A 16,851-nucleotide genomic window follows, 5' to 3' on the forward strand; every position below is an offset into this window, starting at 1 on the left:
ACGCGACATGGCAGCGGTCTCCCGGGTTCAGTTCACGGCGCGGTCAGGACGCGCTTCGCCAGTGGGTGCCTGATGCAGGGGAGAGGCCGCGACCGGAGCCTGCATCGCTTCGCGGCGGCCCAGCAGCCGTGCTTCGGCCAGGTCGGCCTCGTGGCGGTCGCGCAGCATCTTGGCCAGCGTGAATGCCGTGGTCAGCAGGTAGAGCCAGCTCACGCCCAGGAAGGCCTTGTAGGCAGGGGAGATATCCATGTCCAGCAGGCCCCATCCCGTCAGCCCCACCGCCACGGCGAAGCCGCCCCAGACCACCAGCTTGAAGAGCGGCGTATCGCCTACGCCGCGCCGCGTGGCAGCCTGGTTGTCGCGCACGAACTTGGCGAGCATGAACACCGCGGAGAGACAGAAGACGTAGCCCATCACCATGAAGATCTGTTCCAGCCGCTCGCCCGGCAGCCAGGCCAGGCCCACGGCGCAGCAGAACGCGGCGATGCCGAACGACACCCAGACCTGCAGCTGCCAGGCGGCCGTATCGCGCTGGACCAGGGGAATGGAAGACGATGGGGAGGAGGCGGAAGGACGCGGCATGGAAGCGGGGGCTTGCGGCCCGTGGTGGAACATGGGCGGCATCATGGGCAACGCGCCGGCAGGCGGGCTTCACGAAGCGACGCAGTGGCAGCGGCTCGGACGACAGGTATTGCCAGGCGAGAATTGTATACTTGGCAAACCCTAACAGGTGTGGGATGATCGGCTCTCAATAGGAAGGCACATCATGTCCAGTTCTTCGCTCAACCAACCGCACTTCCAAGATCCGGACCGCGCACGCGTCCATCTTGAGCGGCTGCGCTGGCCGAACGGACCTGTTTGTCCTCACTGTGGGTCGGTGAGGGAGCCTCTTGCCCTGGTGGGTAAGTCTTACCGTCCCGGCCTCTACAAGTGCAGGGACTGCTATGACCAATTCACTGTGACGGTTGGGACAGTGTTCGAGCGATCCAAGGTACCGCTTAATGTTTGGCTCCAGGCTGTGCACCTCATGTGCTCTAGCAAGAAGGGCATTAGTGCGCACCAGATGCACCGAATGTTAGGCGTCACCTATAAAACCGCATGGTTCATGGCGCATCGCATCCGCGAAGCAATGACCGAACAACAAGCCGGCCCAATGGGCGGCGAGGGAAAAGTCGTTGAGGCGGACGAGACTTATTGGGGTTCTGAGTCGGGCTCCAAGACGGCAGCCAAGAAGTCAGGCGACCGCAAGCCAGGCAGCGCCCTCAAGGATTCCAACAAGGTTGTTGCTTTGGTTGAACGTGGCGGCAAGGTTCGCACCTTCCACGTGCCGAGTGTGACTGGGCAAAATCTCAAGCTGGTGATTGAGTCACAGATCCATCCTGCGACCCACCTGATGACCGATTCCAGCCCGCGCTACAACCTTCTTAAGCGAGAGCACGGTTTCGCCGCCTACGAACAGGTCAACCACTCAAAGGGCGAATACGTCCGCGGCAAGGCCCACACCAACACCGTAGAAGGCTACTTCTCGTTGTTCAAGCGCGGGCTCATTGGAACGTTCCACCATGTAGCGCCCAAGCACCTCCAGCGCTACAGCGAAGAATTCGCCTTCAGGTACAACAACCGCGTTGCCCTGGGCGTCGATGACGCAATGCGCTCCGCCATCGTGCTTAAGGCGATCTCAGGGAAGCGACTGACCTATCGGCGGGTTAGTTGCACGCCAGTTCCCGTCATTCAATGACGTCCTGGCCCTGCTGATCTCTAGGTGACGCCGGCTTGTGCGGCCGGTGTGCGCGCTCAAGCATTTCCGCTTTCTCATGGAGCATCTCAAGCTCCTTGGTGCACATCAGCGGGCCGGCTGAAAGCACATGCTCATAGAAGCGCTTCACCTCAGGCGATATCTCTTGCTTCTCTACGTCGTTGGTCATTCTGCATGCTCGGCGATGGATCTTTCGACCCGGTCAATGAGATTGGCCCCTGAGACCCCAAGCGCTGCCGCCATCCGAAGAATAACGCCCAGCGTTGGGGACTTGGTGCCCCGCTCCAACTTGCTGACATAGGACGTGTGCACGTCCGCCAAATGGCTTAGCTCCTCCTGCGATATGCCGCAGTTGGCCCTGAGCAACTTGAGCTGCTTGCCGAAGTGGATTTCTGCGGACTGCACCTTGTCATGATGCGTTCGCTAGCCCTATAGTGCCAGACCCTATAGTGCCAGTCAAAGCAGAAACCATGAACCGCTTCCTTCTCAGGACATCTCAGATCGTTCTCACAGTTGCCGTCGCCCAATGGGTTTTCCTAGCCATCGCGCTGGGCTACCAGAAATGGGGATTGATTGGCGCGTTCCTTGGAGGACTGGCCTCCGTCCCCACGCTCGCACTATCCCCGGTGCTGGCGTTCTTCCTTATGGACGGCGTTAGCCTGGCATGGTTCTTCGGCCTTCTTGCCGTTGCGCTTGTGACCGCATTCTTCTCCTCGCGCAAGGGCGCCTACGCTTGATAAATGCTGTCTCACAAAAGCAAAAGGCGTGGACAAGCCACGCCTTAAGTGCGAAAATTTACCCGTCTCTAGTTCGCAACGCTAGAGACTGAAAGTCCGCCGCATAGCATCCGCCTTTCTGGACATAGCATCCTCCTTTCTTGATGTGGGTTGGTGTGGGTGAAATGTGTTCTATCTGACCACTGATGGTCGGGATCCGATCCCCGACCGCGACACGTCAGTGGAAACGTGGTTCATAGCGGCTCCTTTCAGATGTTGTCGTCCTGTTCAGACGTTGTTGCATTAGAACCCTCGGAAGATCGCAACTCTTCCGAGGGTTCGCTCTTTACGGACCATCCCTTGCTCTTGTGACCTTTGAACGCCCCTGAGCTGGAAAGAATACGGGTGATACGTGCCGTGTCCGGCTTGCCTTCCTCTCGCGGCGGCATAGTTACCCCGCTCGCCTTCACCGCTTCGTAGATCTCCTCGGTCTTCACGTATGCACCCGGGACAATCATCTGTGCAGCGATACTCCTCACAACAGAAGAAAACGACTGCCCAGCGTCAGGGCGCTCGACGTTCTCATTGGCATGGGTCAGAATCCCATGCCCCCTCATGAATTCCTCAAGCTCCTTGATTTCCAAGACGATGGAATCACGGCGGGCGCACAGATCATTCCAGTGCGTCAGCGCTGCGGTTTTTACGGGCTCAGGAATCTTCATGGGGCCGATCATAACCTAGGTAACAACCAAAGATGAAAGAATTTTTAGCTCCGGCATCTTCCAGGGAAGAACAGGATGTTCTGCGGCGGCTCTTGAACACACCACCCAAGCCAGCAAAATCCCCGCCGCCTCAACCGCCGAAGGACTAGGGGAAAGCTGCAAATATCGAGACTTGTTAGGGTTCGCTAGGTATACAAGTCTCGCCAGGCGATACTTTTTTACGAAATCTTCCATCCGCCTCCCTATGGACGGTGGCGATCACGGCCGGGCCCGATGGGCGTGCGCAGATCACGACATCGGACGACACCAACTGGACCGTCTCGACCCGGCCCTCGCTCCGGGATGGCTGGCCGTCAGAATGGCGGTTTATGGAGCGACGGGGAGTTTCCCGCTGCGACAGCGAGGCCGTGGAACAAGTTCTGCTGCAGGACTTCACGGACGAGCGTACGGCCGCGACCACCGGGTCCGCCACGCCGTCCGGCGGCCGAAGCGCTACAGCGTGGGGCTGGACTATGCGTCGGGACAGATGAACTTCTCGGCCGTGCCCCCGGCCGGAGAAGGCAGCAGGGTGCCATCGATGCTGGCGGCCTCTGTGGCGCTCTTGCGCAGCCAGGTTCCCTCGGCGGACACCTCGGGATGGTCGAAACTGACCATCAATGGCCCTGCAGGGATGCCCGTGATCGGCGGCTCGCTCACGAAGCTCGTCGATCCCGTTGCGGCACCCGGCGTAGCCGCCAGCGACGGCCTGATGTATCCGCACATGGCCGCCCATCCCTGAAGACGCTGCAGGAGTTGCAGGCGCGGCCGGCGGCTGGCATGGTCAACCCCGATCCCATCGGTTAGGCTGCAGCCTTTCCATCGGACAAGACCCAAGGAGGAGCCCATGCCCGCACCGAACTTCGCCCGCGCCGCGGGTGTTCTATGGCTCTGCGGCTGCGGATTCGCCGCGCCCACCCTGGCCGGCGTGGTGGCCGGCACCGGCAGCGCACCGTCGCGCACCCAGCTGGGCGCGACGGATGCGGTCGCCCTGCAGCCCGCCACCAACCAGCTCGGGCACGTGCTGCTGGTGCCCTACTTCACCGCGCAGCAGGGCCAGATGACCGTGCTGCACCTGGCGAACACGGATCTCTCCAACGGCAAGGCCATCAAGCTGCGCGTGCGCGGCGCTGCCAACGGCGACAGCCTGCTCACCATGACGCTGCTGCTCTCGCCCGGCGACATGTGGACCGGGGCCATCACGGCCGGGACCGACGGCCGCGCGCAGATCACCACCGCGGACGGCTCCTGCACGTCGCCGCAGCTCGCGGCCGGGGTCTCCCAGCCGTTCGGCACCGACCGGCTCGACCCCGCCCTGGGCGCAGCCGACCGCGCCAGCCACACGCGCGAGGGCTCCATCGAAGCCATCGTCGCCGCCGACATCCCCTCGGCCGCGGTGTACGGCACGAGCGGCCAGGAGCGCTCGGCGCTCTTCACGGCGATCCGCCAGGTGTCGGAAGCGGCGCCGTGCACGGGCTCGGCCATCGATGCCGCCCTGCAGCAGGACGCTGGCGACGAGGCCACCGCCGCCGCCCGCGGCTTCGCCACGCCATCGGGCAGTGTGGGGGGCACCTGGTACATCATCGATGTGCCCGGCGCGACCACGTTCTCTTCCCCGATGACCACGCTGCAGGCCGTGAATGCGGCCGGCCAGCCGGGGCGCGGCAACTACGTGCTCTTTCCGCCCACCGACCAGGCGATCGTCCAGCCCGAGCGCTTCACGGCGGACCCGCTGCTGGTGTCGGCCGGCTTCGCCTCGCGGCAGAAGGACATCGACGGCACGTCCACCGTGCCGACCCTGAGCGCCGTGATCCAGGCGCGCGCCTACGACCTGCCCGACCTTTCCACGCCTTACCACCTGGCGGCCTCGGAGGCCAATGCCCGCAGGACGGCCACCGAAGTCTCGGAACTGCTCAACGCGCGCGAGGTGCGCAACCAGTACGCGCTCGAATCCTCGATCACCGCGCAGACGGACTGGGTGTTCGCCATGCCCACCAAGCGCTACAGCGTGGCCATGGACTACGCGGCCGGTGCGCGCACGTTCTCGATCGTGCCGCCGGCCGGCACGGGCGACCAGTTCTTCCACTCCGACAACACGGCGGTGTCCGGCAACCAGGTGTGCAGCACCAACGGCAACTGGTCGTTCCTGGTGTTCTCGCGCGAGGCCTCCGTGTCCACGAACGGCGCCGCGATCCCCTCCGCGCTGCCCCTGGTGCCGCGCCTGTGCGGCGCCGTGTCGGTGGCGGCCTTCAACGGCGTCTCCCCGCTGTCCAGCACCGTCGCGCGCGCCCCGCTGCGCAACGGCTTCCAGTCCGGCTGGGCCACGCTGCAGATCCCCGATCCCGCCGGCCTGCCGGTGACCGGCGCCGCGTTCATCAAGCTCAGCAATCCCGGCGTCGCGGCGGGCCTGGCGGGCCGCTACGGCCTGATCTACCCGCACATGGTCCGCCAGCCCTGACGACGGCGCAGCGGCGGCCGGCCGCTGCCGTCAGATGGCCAGGGGCAGCTCCGTGGTGGACACCACGTTGCGCAGTGCCATGAACGAGCGCACCTGCCGCACGCCCGGCAGGTAGAGCAGTTGCTCCGCGTGCAGGCGGTTGAAGCTGTCGCTGTCGCGCGTGCGCACCAGCATGAAATAGTCGAACTCGCCCGTGACGAGGTGGCACTCCATGCAGCCCGAGATCTGCGCGGCGGCCTTCTCGAATGCGGCGAAGGACTCGGGCGTGGAGCGGTCCAGCACCACGCCGATCATCACCAGCATGCCCGCGCCCACCGCGCGCGGATGCAGCAGCGCGACCGTGCGGTCGATCAGGCCCAGGCGCTTCAGCCGTTCCACCCGGCGCAGGCAGGCGGGCGGGCTGAGATGCACCTTGGCCGCCAGCGCCACGTTCGACACGGACGCATCACGCTGCAGCGCGCGCAGGATGGCGCGGTCCGTGCGGTCGACATCGGCCGGCTGCGGGGCCGGGGGTGCGGGCGGCAGCTCGGCGGCGGCGCCGGGCCTGCGTAATTTTGTTGCGCACATATTCGATTTCATGAAATGAAGCAATACATTCTGCAGTCATCCATGCATTCTTCGAATGATTTTTCGACTGTATTTGCAACCCTGTTTCCCGCGCATTTTCCTACGATGCAGTCAACGGCGCACGGCCTCGGAGGCCACGCCGGACCTGGGCCCCGGCCCGCCTCCCGCCCATCTTTCCGCCCCTGGCTCCGCATCCATGAACCTGCAGAAATTCCCCCGCCACGCCCTCACCTTCGGCCCCACGCCCATCCATCCGCTCAAGCGCCTGTCCGCGCACCTGGGCGGCAAGGTGGAGCTGTACGCCAAGCGCGAGGATTGCAACTCCGGCCTCGCGTTCGGCGGCAACAAGACCCGCAAGCTCGAATACCTGATCCCCGAGGCGATCGAGGGCGGCTACGACACGCTGGTGTCCATCGGCGGCATCCAGTCCAACCAGACGCGGCAGGTGGCCGCGGTGGCGGCCCACCTGGGCATGAAGTGCGTGCTGGTGCAGGAGAACTGGGTGAACTACTCCGACGCGGTGTACGACCGCGTGGGAAACATCGAGATGTCGCGCATCATGGGCGCCGACGTGCGGCTGGACGCCGCGGGCTTCGACATCGGCATCCGCCCCAGCTGGGAGCAGGCCATGGAGGACGTTCGCCGCGCCGGCGGCAAGCCCTTCCCCATCCCCGCGGGCTGCTCCGAACATCCGCGCGGCGGCCTGGGCTTCGTCGCCTTCGCCGAGGAAGTGCGCCAGCAGGAGAAGGAACTGGGCTTCCAGTTCGACTACATCGTCGTGTGCTCGGTCACCGGCAGCACGCAGGCCGGCATGGTGGTGGGCTTCGCCGCCGACGGCCGCGCGGACCGCGTGATCGGCATCGACGCCTCCGCCAAGCCGGAGCAGACGCGCGAGCAGGTCCTGCGCATCGCACGCAACACGGCGGAACTCGTGGAACTGGGCCGTGAGATCACCGACGCCGACGTCGTGCTCGACACGCGCTACGGCGGCCCCGAGTACGGACTGCCCAACGAGGGCACGCTGGAAGCCATCCGCCTGTGCGCGCGTCAGGAGGGCATGCTCACCGATCCGGTGTACGAGGGCAAATCCATGCACGGGATGATCGACATGGCGCGCAACGGCGAATTCCCGGAAGGCTCACGCGTGCTCTACGCCCACCTGGGCGGCGTGCCGGCGCTCAACGCCTACAGCTTCCTGTTTCGCAACGGCTGAGCCCGCCGGGGCCCCGCGCCTGACCCACGTTCCCCGCCGGAAAGAGCCCCGATATGACGATGTACCTGCCGGCGCTGCGGTGCACCGGTGCCGCACTCCTCATGGCCATCGCGGCATCGGGCCCTTGGCCTGCCGCGCACGCCGAGGGCTACCCTGCCAGGCCCGTCCAGCTCGTCGTGCCCTTACCTCCCGGCGGGGCCGTGGACATCGTGGGCCGGCTGATCGGCAAGCCGCTGGGCGACGGCCTGGGTCAGCCGCTGGTGGTCGAGAACAAGGCCGGTGCGGGCACCCTCGTGGGGGCAGCCTTCGTCGCCAACGCGCCGGCCGACGGCTACACGCTGCTGATCGCTGCGCAGCTACGAACCCATCGGCATGGTGGCGCGCGTGCCGCTCGTGCTGCTGGCCCACCGCGATGTGCCGGCCCGCAACCTGGCGGAGGTGACCGCCGCGGTCAAGCGCACGCCCATTGCCGCAGCTGAAGGCGGGCAAGATCAAGGCCATCGCGGTCATGGGCGCCACGCGCGCGACGTAATTGCCCGGCGTGCCCACGGTGGCGGAAAGCGGCTTCCCGGGCTTCGCGGCGGACTCCGGGCTGGCCATCGTCGCGCCGCGCGGACTGCCGGCCGACGCCAGGGCCAGGCTGCACGAGGCCCTGGGCGAGGCGATGGCGGCGCCCGAAGTCCGCAGCAAGCTCATCGCCAGCGGGCTGGAGCCCGCCTATGAACCCGCGAATGCGGTGCTGTCGCGCATCGAGGATGAACTGCCACGCATGCGTGCCATCGCACAGCGCGCCAATATCCGCGCGGAATGAGCCCTGTCGCGGCCGGGAAACCTTCCAACCCGGCTCAGGGGCGCAGCCAGACCTGCATGTGCGGGTAAGGCTCGCCTCCCTGCGCCGCGGCCTGCGCGGGCGACAGCGCCATGCCCGCCGCGACGAGTCCCGGCAGGCCGAGGTACACGCCCATGCCGAAGGTGAAACGCAGGCTCTGACCCTGACCGTGGTACCCGCCATCGTGGAACAGCACGGCGGCATCCAGCCCGAGGTGGCAGGAGGCCGCCCAGGCCCAGGCCGTGGCCTCGATCTCGCCGCCATGCTCCACGGCCGGAAGATCCTGCAGCGCATCGTCCATGCCCGCGCGCAGCGCGGCGGGCACCACCGCCAGGTGACCTGCCTCGTGCAGCAGGTCGCCCGGCCACGCCAGCCGCGCACGGTCCACGCAGAGCCCGCCGCGCTCGATGCGCACGCCGGGCAGGAAGGAGCCGTCGGGCAGCGGCGCCTCGCGCACCGGCAGGCCGATGCCGCGCAGGAAGTCCAGGATGTGCATCGCGAGCGCGAGCGCGGCGCTGTCTTCGTCCTGCATCACCGGTCCAGCAATTGCGCCACTCGCGCCTGCAGCAGTTCCGGCTGCACCGCCTCCGCCGGCACCGCTGCGCCCACGTTCAGCCCCACGCGGTTGAACAGGCCGCGACGGAACGGGCGCGCCATCGCGGCGCCATCCACCCGGCTGAAGAACGAGCCCCACAGGTTGGTGAGCGCCACCGGCACCACCGGAGGCCGCACGCCCTCGGCCGCCGCACGCTCCAGGATCTTCATGATGCCGCCCTTGAAGGGCTGCAGTTGCCCGTCGCGGGTGATGCCGCCCTCCGGGAAGATGGCCAGCATGTCGCCTTCGCGCAGCACCTGCGCCGCACGCTCGAAGGCGGCCTCGTAAATGGCGGCATCCTCCTTCTGGGGAGCGATGGGGATCGCCTTGGCGAGCCGGAACAGCCAGCCCAGCACGGGCACGCGGAAGATGCGGTGGTCCATCACGAAATAGATCGGGCGGGGGCTCGCGGCCATGAGCAGCACGGCATCGACGAAGCTCACGTGGTTGCAAACCAGCACGGCCGCGCCCTGCGCAGGGATGTGCGCATCGCCCCGCACGCGGAAGCGGTACACCAGCCGCGACAGCACCCAGGCCACGAAGCGCAGCAGGTATTCCGGCACGATCAGGAAGATGTAGCCGGCCACCAGGGCATTGGCGATACCGGTGAACAGGAACACCTGCGGCACGCTCCAGCCGGCCGACAACAGCGCGCCCGCGATGACCGAGCTGCCGATCATGAAGAGCGCGTTCAGGATGTTGTTGGCCGCGATGATGCGCGCGCGGTGCGTGGGCTGGCTGCGCATCTGGATGAGCGCGTACATCGGCACGCTGTAGAGGCCGGCGAACAGCGACAGCAGCAGCAGGTCCGCCATCACGCGCCAGTGCGCGGGCTGCGCCAGGAAGGTGCCCAGGCCCATGGCGGGGGCGGGCGGCAGGCCGCGCGAGGCGAAGTACAGGTCGATGGCGAACACGCTCATGCCGATGGCGCCCAGGGGCACCAGGCCGACCTCCACCTGCCGGCGCGAGAGCACCTCGCACAGCAGCGAGCCGATGCCGATGCCCACGGAGAACACGACCAGCAGCAGCGAGGCCACGTGCTCGTCGCCGTGCAGCACCTCCTTGGCAAAGCTGGGGAACTGCGAGAGGAATACCGCCCCGAAGAACCACATCCAGCTGATGCCCAGCAGCGAGCGGAACACCACCGGATTGCCATGCGCCAGCTTCAGGTTGCGCCAAGTCTCGCTGACCGGGTTCCAGTTGATGACCAGGCCCGGGTCGGTGGCCGGCGCGCTCGGGATGAACTGCGCCACCGCCCGCCCCGCGAGAGCGACGAGCACGCAGGCGCCCGCCACCCAGGCATGGCCCACGCCGGGCATGGCCACCAGCAGCCCGCCGGCGACCTGCCCGAGCAGGATGGCCACGAAAGTGCCCATCTCCACCATGCCGTTGCCGCCCGTGAGCTCGCGCTCGGACAGCACCTGCGGCAGATAGGCGAACTTCACGGGGCCGAACAGCGTGGAATGCAGCCCCATGAGGAAGGTGCAGCCCAGCAGCACCACGGGGCTGGCCGCCACGAAGCCCCAGGCCGCCACGAACATGATGGCGATCTCCAGGTTCTTCACGAAGCGGATCATGCGCGTCTTGTCGATCTTGTCCGTGAGCTGACCCGAGGTGGCCGAGAACAGCAGGAACGGCAGGATGAAGAGCGCGCCGATCACCAGCCCCGCCATCGACGGTGGCATCCACGACACGCTCAGCTGGTAGGTCACCATCACGGTGAAGGCAAACTTGAAGAGGTTGTCGTTCGCCGCCCCGGCGAACTGCGTCCAGAAGAACGGCGCGAACCGCCGCTGGCGCAGCAGCGCGAACTGGTTGGGATGGCTCTCGTGCCCGCCGCCCGAAGGGGAGGAAAACTCTGTCGCCGCCATGCGGATCTGTTCCTGGCTCATGCCCTGCTCCTGGGGAGTGTGTGGAAATCGCGTCATTTCGACTTCGCGCCGGCGGGCATTGTGCCTTCGCGGCGCCCGCGCCAGGGCGTGCCGCGCTCGCAGCGCGCGAAATAACGGCCCGGGGCCAGCGCCGCCAGCACCGGCCAGGCCGCCATCGCCGCGGCCAGGTGCTTGAGGCTGTGGCCGGACACCAGGTGCCCCGTGGCGGCGAACACCGCCGCATCGCCGGCCTCCAGCAGTTTCGCCAGGCCGTACCAGCCGATCACCGCGGCCAGGGAGACACCCAGCCGCCCCGGCAGCGGCGCCCGGCCGGCCCGCCGGCACCGCCATGCATCGGCCGCCAGGGCCAGCAGCAGCAGCATGCCACTGCCCTGCAGCACGGCCCAGGGCCAGAGATCGCCGGTGATACCCCAGGTGCGCAGCGCAGCCGCGCCGCCGGCCAGCACCGTAGCCCCTAGGAGGGCGGCGGCCCGCGCGCCGATGCGCTCGTCCGCCGCGAGCGCCAGCATGCCGGCGAACGCCACGAGCATGCCCGCGCGGTCCGCCAGCAGCGTGATGCCGTGGGGCTGCCAGTGGTAGAGCGCCGAGCCCCCGGCGGTCAGCAGCAGCCCCGCGAAGAACAGGCCCGCCGCTGCCGCGCCAGCCGCGCGCAGCGCGCCCTCGCGCACCCGGGCCGCCAGCCGTGCCAGCCCGAAAAGCCCCAGCAAGGCGAACGGCAGGTTGGTGAGCACGTCCATGGCATGCGGCAGGCCCCAGAGCGTGCGCTGGTCGGCATACGCGTACGCCTGCGGCCCGGGCGGAACGACCGGGCCCGCCAGGGCCAGCGCCACGCCGGCCAGCAGGGCGGCGCAGAGCATGCCTTCGCGGCGGGACGGCGACAGGGGTGCGGTGCAGCGTGAGGAAGCGAGGGAGTGCATGGAAGGCGCGTGCAGTGGATGTGCCGGGCAGTTTCGTGCCGCGCCCGGCCTGCAGCATCGCCCAGCGCCACCAGCACTGCCGCCGGCCACCCGCAGTCTCCATAATCGATACCCATGAGCACCACCGCCGACCTCGTCATCGCCCTCAAGAAGGAACTCAAGGCCGCGCACATGACGTACGCCGACCTCGCGCAGGCCCTGGGCATGGCCGAATCCAGCGTCAAGCGCATGCTGGCCCGGGGCGACATGCCGCTGTCGCGCATCGACGCCATCTGCCGCGCCCTGCGGCTGGATTTCGCCGACCTCGCGCGCCGCGTGGCCGACAGCCAGCCCCTGCTCGACCAGCTCTCGCTGGAACAGGAGCGCGCCGTGGTGGCCGACAAGAAGCTGCTGCTCATGGCCATCTGCGTGCTGAGCCAGTGGACGCTGGAGCAGATCCTGGGTACCTACCGGCTCTCGGACGCGGAAGGCGTCAAGTACCTCGCGCAGCTCGACCGCATCGGCATCATCGAGCTGCGCCCGCTCAACCGCTACCGCCTCAAGCTCGCCAAGACGTTCCGCTGGCGCGCGCACGGCCCGGTAATGCACTACTTCCGCGACCATGCCCTGCTCGACTACTTCTCGGGCGGCTTCGACGGCCCGGGCGAAGGCGTTCTCATGGTGCACGGCGCCATCGGCCGCAGCCTCGCCCCCGCCTTCCAGGAGCGCCTGCAGCGGGTGGCGCACGACTTCGCGCAGCAGCACCTCGCCGACCAGCGCATGCCCGAGCGCGACCGCGAGGGCTACACGGTGCTGCTGGCGATGCGGCGCTGGGAGTTCGAAGCGTTCACCGCGATGCGGCGCTGATCCTCAGCGCCGGAATATCTGGCGCAGCGCGCTGCAGATGCAGGCGGCGAGCTCCTCCTGCTGCTCGATGCCCAGCTGCACGGAGCGGTCGAAATTGCGCGCCCAGGTGATGCGGCGCAGCGAGGAGTCCACCAGCCGTATCGACGCGCGGATGCGCTCCGCATCGATGCGGACGCTGCCTTCGATCGAATGCCGCGCCACCAGGCGTTGCGCGCAACGCGCCGCCGGCCCTGCCGCGGCCACGGTTGCCAGCGGCGGCCCCGACGCCATGAGCACGTCGCCGAACGACTTGTAGAGCTGTTCCAGCAGCTCTTCGTGCAGGCCGTAGGCGAACGCCTGCCCGTCCATCCGCTCGGCGATGCAGTGCAGCGGCTGAAGCATCAGCAGGTGTGCGAACCCCGCATCGCGCAGCGCGGCGCCGCGGCGCCGGACCACCGGCATGTAGGTGCCGACGGGAATATGGATCTCGATGCCGTGCGGCGGATCGTTGCCCGCGTAGTAGGTGTCGAGCCGCTGCCGCAGGCGGCCCACCTGCACGCGCACGATCGGGTCCTCCGACGGCAGGAAGCTGGCCGGGTCCCGGCCGAACACCTCGATGCCGATGGCGTACTCGCTGGTGTTGCGGCTGTCGCCCGCGATCGCCTGCGTCACCAGAAAACGCAGCAACCGCTGCATCCGGTGTGCCTTCGCGAAAGACTCGCTCCGCACGATCGCATCGCATGCGGCGCGGACGTCCTCCTCCCTGATGTCCTCGTTACCGTCTTTCACAGTCAGCTCCCTCATTCGTCTGTTCGTTCTTATTCCCCGCGAAAAGCTTCGCACGAATCGAGGAACAGCGGGACGGGCCCGGCCGGCAGCCGTGGCAGCGCTGATACGCGCGGTGCTACGTGGGCGGCGTGCAGCGCCCGGCCCGGCGCCGCTGCGCCGGGCCCGCACGGTTACGGTAACGCGGCGGCGGGCTTAACCGTAACGATACTTCCGGGCCACGGCGCCCAAAAATAAGATGCCATCCAACACGCGGCCACACCGCGGCACACACCACACCACTGGAGGGCTCCATGTCAGATTCGCTTCCGTCCGATGTCATACAGGCCATCGCGATCTCGAACGCGAAATCCATCGGCGAGCAGCCGGCGATCCTGGCCAACCTCGCGCTGGCGCAGCAGATCTTCAACCAGAACATGCAGCAGCAGATCGCGCTGAGCCAGCAGCAGGCGATGAACCAGGTGCAGATGGCCGCCACCGCCAAGAGCATCGCCATGATCGACAACTGCAAGAACCAGGACACGATCGACCAGCTGACCCGGGACATCGAGAAGCTGATCCGGGACATGGACATGATGCAGAACCGACGGAGCCCCGCCGGCTGACCGGCCGCGCGGCCCGGACAACGCATGCGTTCGCGCACGGCCCCCGGCCGGGCGCAAGCCATCCTCCCCATTCCGGGGCGGCGGTAGGCAAGCCGCCATGTCACATCTCAACAACCTGACCAACGAGGAGAAGAAACCATGGCTTTGAACGAAGAAGTAGTGAGCGCCGTCGCCATCGGCAACCTGAAGGCCATCTCGGAGCAGCCCGCGATGCTGTCCAACCTGGCCTACTCGAACACGGTGGCCAACACCAACCTGTCGCAGCAGAACGCGGTCGCCAACCAGCAGGCCATGAACGAGCTGGGCATCTCCATCGTGGCCAAGGCCTCCAACACGGTGAGCAACCTCGGCCCGCTGGAAGCCCGCTCCGCGGTGGACATCCTCACCAACGACGAGCTGGCGCAGACCATCGCCGACATGAAGGCCACGCTGCAGGCCTTCAAGGGCTGACGCCCTGCGCCGCAGGGCCTGAAACGGAGGGCAGAACATGCTTGACGAACAAGTGGTGAGCGCGGTGGCGATCGGCAATCTGAAAGCGATTTCGGAGCAGCCGGCGATGCTGTCGAACCTCGCCTATTCCAACGTGGTGAGCACCAGCAACCTGGGGCAGCAGAACGCGGTGTCGAACCAGCGCGCGGTCGGCGAACTCGGGCTGCCGCTGGTGGCCAAGGCCACCAACACCATCGCGAACATCGGCCCGCTGGAGGCGCGCTCCGCGGTGGATGTGCTGACGAGCAACGAGCTCGCGCAGACCATCGCCGACCTCAAGAGCGTGCTGCAGGCCTTCATGGGCTCCCCCGGCGGAATCCCGCCGAAGGGCTTGCTGAAGGACTTCAAGGCGCTGGTGGACCTGGGCCTGCGCGTGCAGGACGGCATGCTCGTCGTGCCGCCCGGGGCCACGCCGATCCTGATCCCGGGCAACATCGCCAAGGAAGACATCCAGATCGGCATCGAGAAGCCGGGGGTGGTCATCCAGGTGACCCGCATCCGCCGGTAATACCGGCGGCGCAGGCGGGGCGGCCCGGGTGCCGCCCCGCATTTTCTCGACGAGGGAGGAAACATGGGACGCATTGAAATCAAGGACATCACCGGCGGCGACGGCCTGCCTGCCGCGGTGATCGAAGCCGTGGCCCTGTCGGGCATGGCCACCGCCCACCAACCGTCGGCCCTGTCCAGCCAGGCCTACGCGAACCAGGTCACGAGCAACCAGCTGAGCGCGCAGAACCAGGTGGCCCGGCAGGACGCCATGAACCGGCTGCACCTTTCCATCCTGGCGCAGGCGGTGAACCAGGTGCAGGACCTGCAGCCCGCCGCCACACGCTCCGGCACGGAGGTGCTCAGCGGCGGCGAGGTTGCGCAGGCGCTGGCAGATCTCAAGGCCGTGCTCGGCGCACTGCCCACCCGTTGAGGAGCGCGGCATGGACGAGTCCCTCTCCCGCACCGTGGCGCCGATGGAGCAGCACAACCGGCTGCTCATGCAGCAGATCGAGGGCCGGCTGCGCAGCGGCTTCAGCGCCGCGCTGGACAGCGGAGCCTGCTACGTGATCCGCAACCAGGGCACGGGCGTGCTCTCGGTGCTCGCATCCAGCACGATCGAAGACGACCACGAGGTCGTGCACGGCCCCGGCAGCTTCGCGCAATGCATCGGGTTCGTGAATTCCTCCGTGGTCACGCGCATGGCCGAATCCGACGGCTGGAAGCCGGCCCCCGCCCCGGCCGCAGCCGCCACCACCGCAGACAAGGAGCAGACAGCATGAACCCGCCGGAATCCATCGAGGAACTGGGCAAGGCCGTGGAGGACATCGCCGAATCGATGACCAGGGTGGCCACCAACATCGCCCTGCTGGGCGTGGAGGGCAATGCCGACGAGCAGATGCGCATCATCACCGAAGAGAACAACAAGGTGCTGGACCGCATCCGCAAGCTCTACAACCTGCCGGCGGCCCCGGGCCTCTGACATGGCAGCCTCCGGCTCGATCGTCGATGCGCCCCTGGCCGCGGCCGCCGCGCTGAACGCGACCGCCCTGCCGGAGGCCGAGGCGGGCTATGCGCTCATGGCGCAGGCCCTGCGAAGCGAGCAGCCCTCCCCGGTGATCTTCGGATCGCTCGCCGTCACCGCCGCCGCGATCGTCCAGGGCCTGGCGCTCTACGAAGCGACCATGGCGCGGGGCCGCGCCGGCTGACCCGCACCCGAGCTGCCCATGGCGCGCGCAGAACCCGCATGGCGCCCGCTGCCGGAGCAGGTGGTGGTGGTCGCCTTTCCCGCGGCCTGCCGGCAGGCGGCAGGGCCTGGCACCGGCAATCCTGCGGGCTTCTTCATCGTGCAGGCGCCGGCCGGGGACATCGACCTGCCGCGCAGCGATTTCGGATGGCTGCGGCTGTCCGCGCCCGAAGCCATCTCGCCGGGCTGGAGTCGCGTCGCCTACCAGGCCGAGGACAACACCCTGGGCACGCGCAGCGTCCCGGTGCCGGTGGTCGTGCGCCAGCGCCGCTATGCCGTCGATTTCCTGCAGCAGCCCGGCCTGCTGGTGCAGACGGAGATGGTGCACGTGCTGAATTCGCCGCTGAACATCGATGCCCTGATGGCCGTGATGTTCATCGCCAGCCTGATCCGGAAGATTCCCATTCCGCCCATCAAGCTGCTCGTCACGGTGCTCGCGCTGCTCGCGCTCGTGGCGCTGGGCATGGCCGTCTCGCTGCTGCGCCACGCTTTCGCCGGCGTGCCCGAACCCCGCCCGCTGTCCACCGACACGAACGGCGTGCCCATCGAGGTTTTTCCGGGACTGTCGGTGTCCCGCGGCCTGCCGCTGGCGCAGGTGCCCGCGGAGGACCAGGCCATCGCCCTGCAGACCGTCAAGGAAATCTACTGGCTGCTCAAGCAGGCCGCATGACGCGGCGCGGAGCACGCCACACCCCGGCCTTCCCACCACCCCA

General features: G+C 67.4%; 23 protein-coding genes and 1 pseudogene. 14 read left to right on the forward strand and 10 right to left on the reverse strand.

The annotated features are described in order from the left end of the window. Positions 1-27: 27 nt before the first annotated feature. Positions 28-582 (reverse strand): YiaA/YiaB family inner membrane protein, encoded by a 555-nt coding sequence (locus tag BLR05_RS16755; RefSeq protein ID WP_092836390.1) that lies wholly within the window; start codon positions 580-582, stop codon positions 28-30. A gap of 184 nt (positions 583-766) precedes the next feature. On the opposite strand from BLR05_RS16755, the gene BLR05_RS16760 reads away from it, so the two are divergent. Continuing rightward, positions 767-1,738, forward strand: a complete 972-nt coding sequence (locus BLR05_RS16760) for an IS1595 family transposase (RefSeq protein WP_092836216.1) — start codon at positions 767-769, stop codon at positions 1,736-1,738. Here the strand turns inward: BLR05_RS16760 and BLR05_RS16765 are convergent. Both BLR05_RS16765 and BLR05_RS16770 read right to left on the reverse strand, forming a co-directional pair. Continuing rightward, positions 1,728-1,925 (reverse strand): hypothetical protein, encoded by a 198-nt coding sequence (locus BLR05_RS16765; RefSeq protein ID WP_092836219.1) that lies wholly within the window; start codon positions 1,923-1,925, stop codon positions 1,728-1,730. The two genes, BLR05_RS16760 and BLR05_RS16765, sit on opposite strands and share 11 nt — an antisense overlap. Continuing rightward, complete coding sequence (locus BLR05_RS16770; protein ID WP_092836225.1) at positions 1,922-2,161, reverse strand: helix-turn-helix domain-containing protein; 240 nt, start codon at positions 2,159-2,161, stop codon at positions 1,922-1,924. The genes BLR05_RS16765 and BLR05_RS16770 overlap by 4 nt, the downstream gene beginning before the upstream one ends. Before the next feature lie 65 nt (positions 2,162-2,226). Between BLR05_RS16770 and BLR05_RS16775 the strand changes: the two genes are divergently transcribed. After that, complete coding sequence (locus BLR05_RS16775; RefSeq protein ID WP_092836228.1) at positions 2,227-2,493, forward strand: hypothetical protein; 267 nt, start codon at positions 2,227-2,229, stop codon at positions 2,491-2,493. Positions 2,494-2,741: 248 nt separating this feature from the next. Here the strand turns inward: BLR05_RS16775 and BLR05_RS16780 are convergent, their stop codons facing one another. Together BLR05_RS16780 and BLR05_RS26615 are read right to left on the reverse strand one after the other, a co-directional pair. After that, positions 2,742-3,194 carry a hypothetical protein gene (locus tag BLR05_RS16780; protein WP_143015942.1) on the reverse strand — a complete coding sequence of 151 codons (453 nt, stop codon included), beginning with the start codon at positions 3,192-3,194 and terminating at the stop codon, positions 2,742-2,744. A 510-nt stretch (positions 3,195-3,704) separates the two neighbouring features. After that, positions 3,705-3,848 (reverse strand): hypothetical protein, encoded by a 144-nt coding sequence (locus BLR05_RS26615; protein ID WP_167361282.1) that lies wholly within the window; start codon positions 3,846-3,848, stop codon positions 3,705-3,707. A gap of 229 nt (positions 3,849-4,077) precedes the next feature. Between BLR05_RS26615 and BLR05_RS16785 the strand changes: the two genes are divergently transcribed. Further along, on the forward strand, positions 4,078-5,688 hold the full coding sequence (locus BLR05_RS16785) for a surface layer protein NpdA (RefSeq protein ID WP_092836234.1): 1,611 nt from the start codon (positions 4,078-4,080) through the stop codon (positions 5,686-5,688). Positions 5,689-5,718: 30 nt separating this feature from the next. Here the strand turns inward: BLR05_RS16785 and BLR05_RS16790 are convergent, their stop codons facing one another. Then, positions 5,719-6,255 (reverse strand): Lrp/AsnC family transcriptional regulator, encoded by a 537-nt coding sequence (locus BLR05_RS16790; protein ID WP_092836237.1) that lies wholly within the window; start codon positions 6,253-6,255, stop codon positions 5,719-5,721. 196 nt (positions 6,256-6,451) lie between these two features. Between BLR05_RS16790 and BLR05_RS16795 the strand changes: the two genes are divergently transcribed. Both BLR05_RS16795 and BLR05_RS16800 read left to right on the forward strand, forming a co-directional pair. Further along, positions 6,452-7,468 carry a 1-aminocyclopropane-1-carboxylate deaminase gene (locus BLR05_RS16795; protein WP_092836244.1) on the forward strand — a complete coding sequence of 339 codons (1,017 nt, stop codon included), beginning with the start codon at positions 6,452-6,454 and terminating at the stop codon, positions 7,466-7,468. Positions 7,469-7,521: 53 nt separating this feature from the next. Further along, positions 7,522-8,279, forward strand: a pseudogene (locus BLR05_RS16800) (Bug family tripartite tricarboxylate transporter substrate binding protein). A 34-nt stretch (positions 8,280-8,313) separates the two neighbouring features. On the opposite strand, the gene BLR05_RS16805 reads toward BLR05_RS16800, so the two are convergent. From BLR05_RS16805 to BLR05_RS16815, 3 genes are read right to left on the reverse strand one after another with little or no spacing between them, the layout of a single operon-like run. Next, on the reverse strand, positions 8,314-8,829 hold the full coding sequence (locus BLR05_RS16805) for a hypothetical protein (protein WP_092836247.1): 516 nt from the start codon (positions 8,827-8,829) through the stop codon (positions 8,314-8,316). After that, positions 8,829-10,763: an MFS transporter gene (locus tag BLR05_RS16810; RefSeq protein ID WP_377777392.1), complete on the reverse strand. Its 1,935-nt coding sequence runs from the start codon at positions 10,761-10,763 to the stop codon at positions 8,829-8,831. Before BLR05_RS16810 ends, BLR05_RS16805 begins: the two co-directional genes overlap by 1 nt. A gap of 53 nt (positions 10,764-10,816) precedes the next feature. Beyond that, complete coding sequence (locus tag BLR05_RS16815) at positions 10,817-11,701, reverse strand: hypothetical protein (protein ID WP_092836252.1); 885 nt, start codon at positions 11,699-11,701, stop codon at positions 10,817-10,819. A 114-nt stretch (positions 11,702-11,815) separates the two neighbouring features. Here BLR05_RS16815 and BLR05_RS16820 point away from each other — a divergent pair, with 114 nt between their 5' ends. Further along, entirely contained in the window at positions 11,816-12,547 is a 732-nt protein-coding gene (locus tag BLR05_RS16820) for a helix-turn-helix domain-containing protein (protein ID WP_092836254.1), read from the forward strand. A 3-nt stretch (positions 12,548-12,550) separates the two neighbouring features. On the opposite strand, the gene BLR05_RS16825 is transcribed toward BLR05_RS16820, so the two are convergent. Then, the gene (locus BLR05_RS16825; RefSeq protein WP_244160120.1) at positions 12,551-13,315 is read right to left on the reverse strand and encodes a hypothetical protein; all 765 of its coding nucleotides are present in this window, start codon (positions 13,313-13,315) and stop codon (positions 12,551-12,553) included. Between the two features lie 290 nt (positions 13,316-13,605). Here BLR05_RS16825 and BLR05_RS16830 point away from each other — a divergent pair, with 290 nt between their 5' ends. From BLR05_RS16830 to BLR05_RS16865, 8 genes are all read left to right on the forward strand, one after another. Continuing rightward, entirely contained in the window at positions 13,606-13,917 is a 312-nt protein-coding gene (locus BLR05_RS16830; protein WP_092836258.1) for an FAD-binding monooxygenase, read from the forward strand. Positions 13,918-14,055: 138 nt separating this feature from the next. Next, entirely contained in the window at positions 14,056-14,367 is a 312-nt protein-coding gene (locus BLR05_RS16835; RefSeq protein WP_013596746.1) for a hypothetical protein, read from the forward strand. Between the two features lie 37 nt (positions 14,368-14,404). Continuing rightward, entirely contained in the window at positions 14,405-14,914 is a 510-nt protein-coding gene (locus BLR05_RS16840; RefSeq protein ID WP_092836262.1) for a hypothetical protein, read from the forward strand. A 63-nt stretch (positions 14,915-14,977) separates the two neighbouring features. After that, on the forward strand, positions 14,978-15,325 hold the full coding sequence (locus tag BLR05_RS16845; protein WP_092836264.1) for a hypothetical protein: 348 nt from the start codon (positions 14,978-14,980) through the stop codon (positions 15,323-15,325). A 10-nt stretch (positions 15,326-15,335) separates the two neighbouring features. Continuing rightward, positions 15,336-15,674 (forward strand): hypothetical protein, encoded by a 339-nt coding sequence (locus BLR05_RS16850; RefSeq protein WP_092836266.1) that lies wholly within the window; start codon positions 15,336-15,338, stop codon positions 15,672-15,674. Beyond that, complete coding sequence (locus tag BLR05_RS16855) at positions 15,671-15,874, forward strand: Ras family protein (RefSeq protein WP_092836268.1); 204 nt, start codon at positions 15,671-15,673, stop codon at positions 15,872-15,874. The genes BLR05_RS16850 and BLR05_RS16855 overlap by 4 nt, the downstream gene beginning before the upstream one ends. Position 15,875: 1 nt before the next feature. After that, positions 15,876-16,100 carry a hypothetical protein gene (locus BLR05_RS16860; RefSeq protein WP_092836270.1) on the forward strand — a complete coding sequence of 75 codons (225 nt, stop codon included), beginning with the start codon at positions 15,876-15,878 and terminating at the stop codon, positions 16,098-16,100. Between the two features lie 18 nt (positions 16,101-16,118). Continuing rightward, complete coding sequence (locus BLR05_RS16865) at positions 16,119-16,808, forward strand: hypothetical protein (protein WP_092836272.1); 690 nt, start codon at positions 16,119-16,121, stop codon at positions 16,806-16,808. Positions 16,809-16,851: the final 43 nt, after the last annotated feature.

Origin of the sequence: Paracidovorax cattleyae (assembly GCF_900104515.1) — a bacterium.
In the GTDB taxonomy this organism is placed as follows: Bacteria; Pseudomonadota; Gammaproteobacteria; order Burkholderiales; family Burkholderiaceae_C; genus Paracidovorax; species Paracidovorax cattleyae.

Coding starts and splice junctions, on each gene's coding strand:
- BLR05_RS16755 (WP_092836390.1), bottom strand. CDS start 582: ATGCCGCGTCCTTCCGCCTCCTCCCCATCGTCTTCCATTCCCCTGGTC.
- BLR05_RS16760 (WP_092836216.1), top strand. CDS start 767: ATGTCCAGTTCTTCGCTCAACCAACCGCACTTCCAAGATCCGGACCGC.
- BLR05_RS16765 (WP_092836219.1), bottom strand. CDS start 1,925: ATGACCAACGACGTAGAGAAGCAAGAGATATCGCCTGAGGTGAAGCGC.
- BLR05_RS16775 (WP_092836228.1), top strand. CDS start 2,227: ATGAACCGCTTCCTTCTCAGGACATCTCAGATCGTTCTCACAGTTGCC.
- BLR05_RS16780 (WP_143015942.1), bottom strand. CDS start 3,194: ATGAAGATTCCTGAGCCCGTAAAAACCGCAGCGCTGACGCACTGGAAT.
- BLR05_RS26615 (WP_167361282.1), bottom strand. CDS start 3,848: ATGGTCAGTTTCGACCATCCCGAGGTGTCCGCCGAGGGAACCTGGCTG.
- BLR05_RS16785 (WP_092836234.1), top strand. CDS start 4,078: ATGCCCGCACCGAACTTCGCCCGCGCCGCGGGTGTTCTATGGCTCTGC.
- BLR05_RS16790 (WP_092836237.1), bottom strand. CDS start 6,255: ATGTGCGCAACAAAATTACGCAGGCCCGGCGCCGCCGCCGAGCTGCCG.
- BLR05_RS16795 (WP_092836244.1), top strand. CDS start 6,452: ATGAACCTGCAGAAATTCCCCCGCCACGCCCTCACCTTCGGCCCCACG.
- BLR05_RS16805 (WP_092836247.1), bottom strand. CDS start 8,829: ATGCAGGACGAAGACAGCGCCGCGCTCGCGCTCGCGATGCACATCCTG.
- BLR05_RS16810 (WP_377777392.1), bottom strand. CDS start 10,763: ATGGCGGCGACAGAGTTTTCCTCCCCTTCGGGCGGCGGGCACGAGAGC.
- BLR05_RS16815 (WP_092836252.1), bottom strand. CDS start 11,701: ATGCACTCCCTCGCTTCCTCACGCTGCACCGCACCCCTGTCGCCGTCC.
- BLR05_RS16820 (WP_092836254.1), top strand. CDS start 11,816: ATGAGCACCACCGCCGACCTCGTCATCGCCCTCAAGAAGGAACTCAAG.
- BLR05_RS16830 (WP_092836258.1), top strand. CDS start 13,606: ATGTCAGATTCGCTTCCGTCCGATGTCATACAGGCCATCGCGATCTCG.
- BLR05_RS16835 (WP_013596746.1), top strand. CDS start 14,056: ATGGCTTTGAACGAAGAAGTAGTGAGCGCCGTCGCCATCGGCAACCTG.
- BLR05_RS16840 (WP_092836262.1), top strand. CDS start 14,405: ATGCTTGACGAACAAGTGGTGAGCGCGGTGGCGATCGGCAATCTGAAA.
- BLR05_RS16845 (WP_092836264.1), top strand. CDS start 14,978: ATGGGACGCATTGAAATCAAGGACATCACCGGCGGCGACGGCCTGCCT.
- BLR05_RS16850 (WP_092836266.1), top strand. CDS start 15,336: ATGGACGAGTCCCTCTCCCGCACCGTGGCGCCGATGGAGCAGCACAAC.
- BLR05_RS16855 (WP_092836268.1), top strand. CDS start 15,671: ATGAACCCGCCGGAATCCATCGAGGAACTGGGCAAGGCCGTGGAGGAC.
- BLR05_RS16860 (WP_092836270.1), top strand. CDS start 15,876: ATGGCAGCCTCCGGCTCGATCGTCGATGCGCCCCTGGCCGCGGCCGCC.
- BLR05_RS16865 (WP_092836272.1), top strand. CDS start 16,119: ATGGCGCGCGCAGAACCCGCATGGCGCCCGCTGCCGGAGCAGGTGGTG.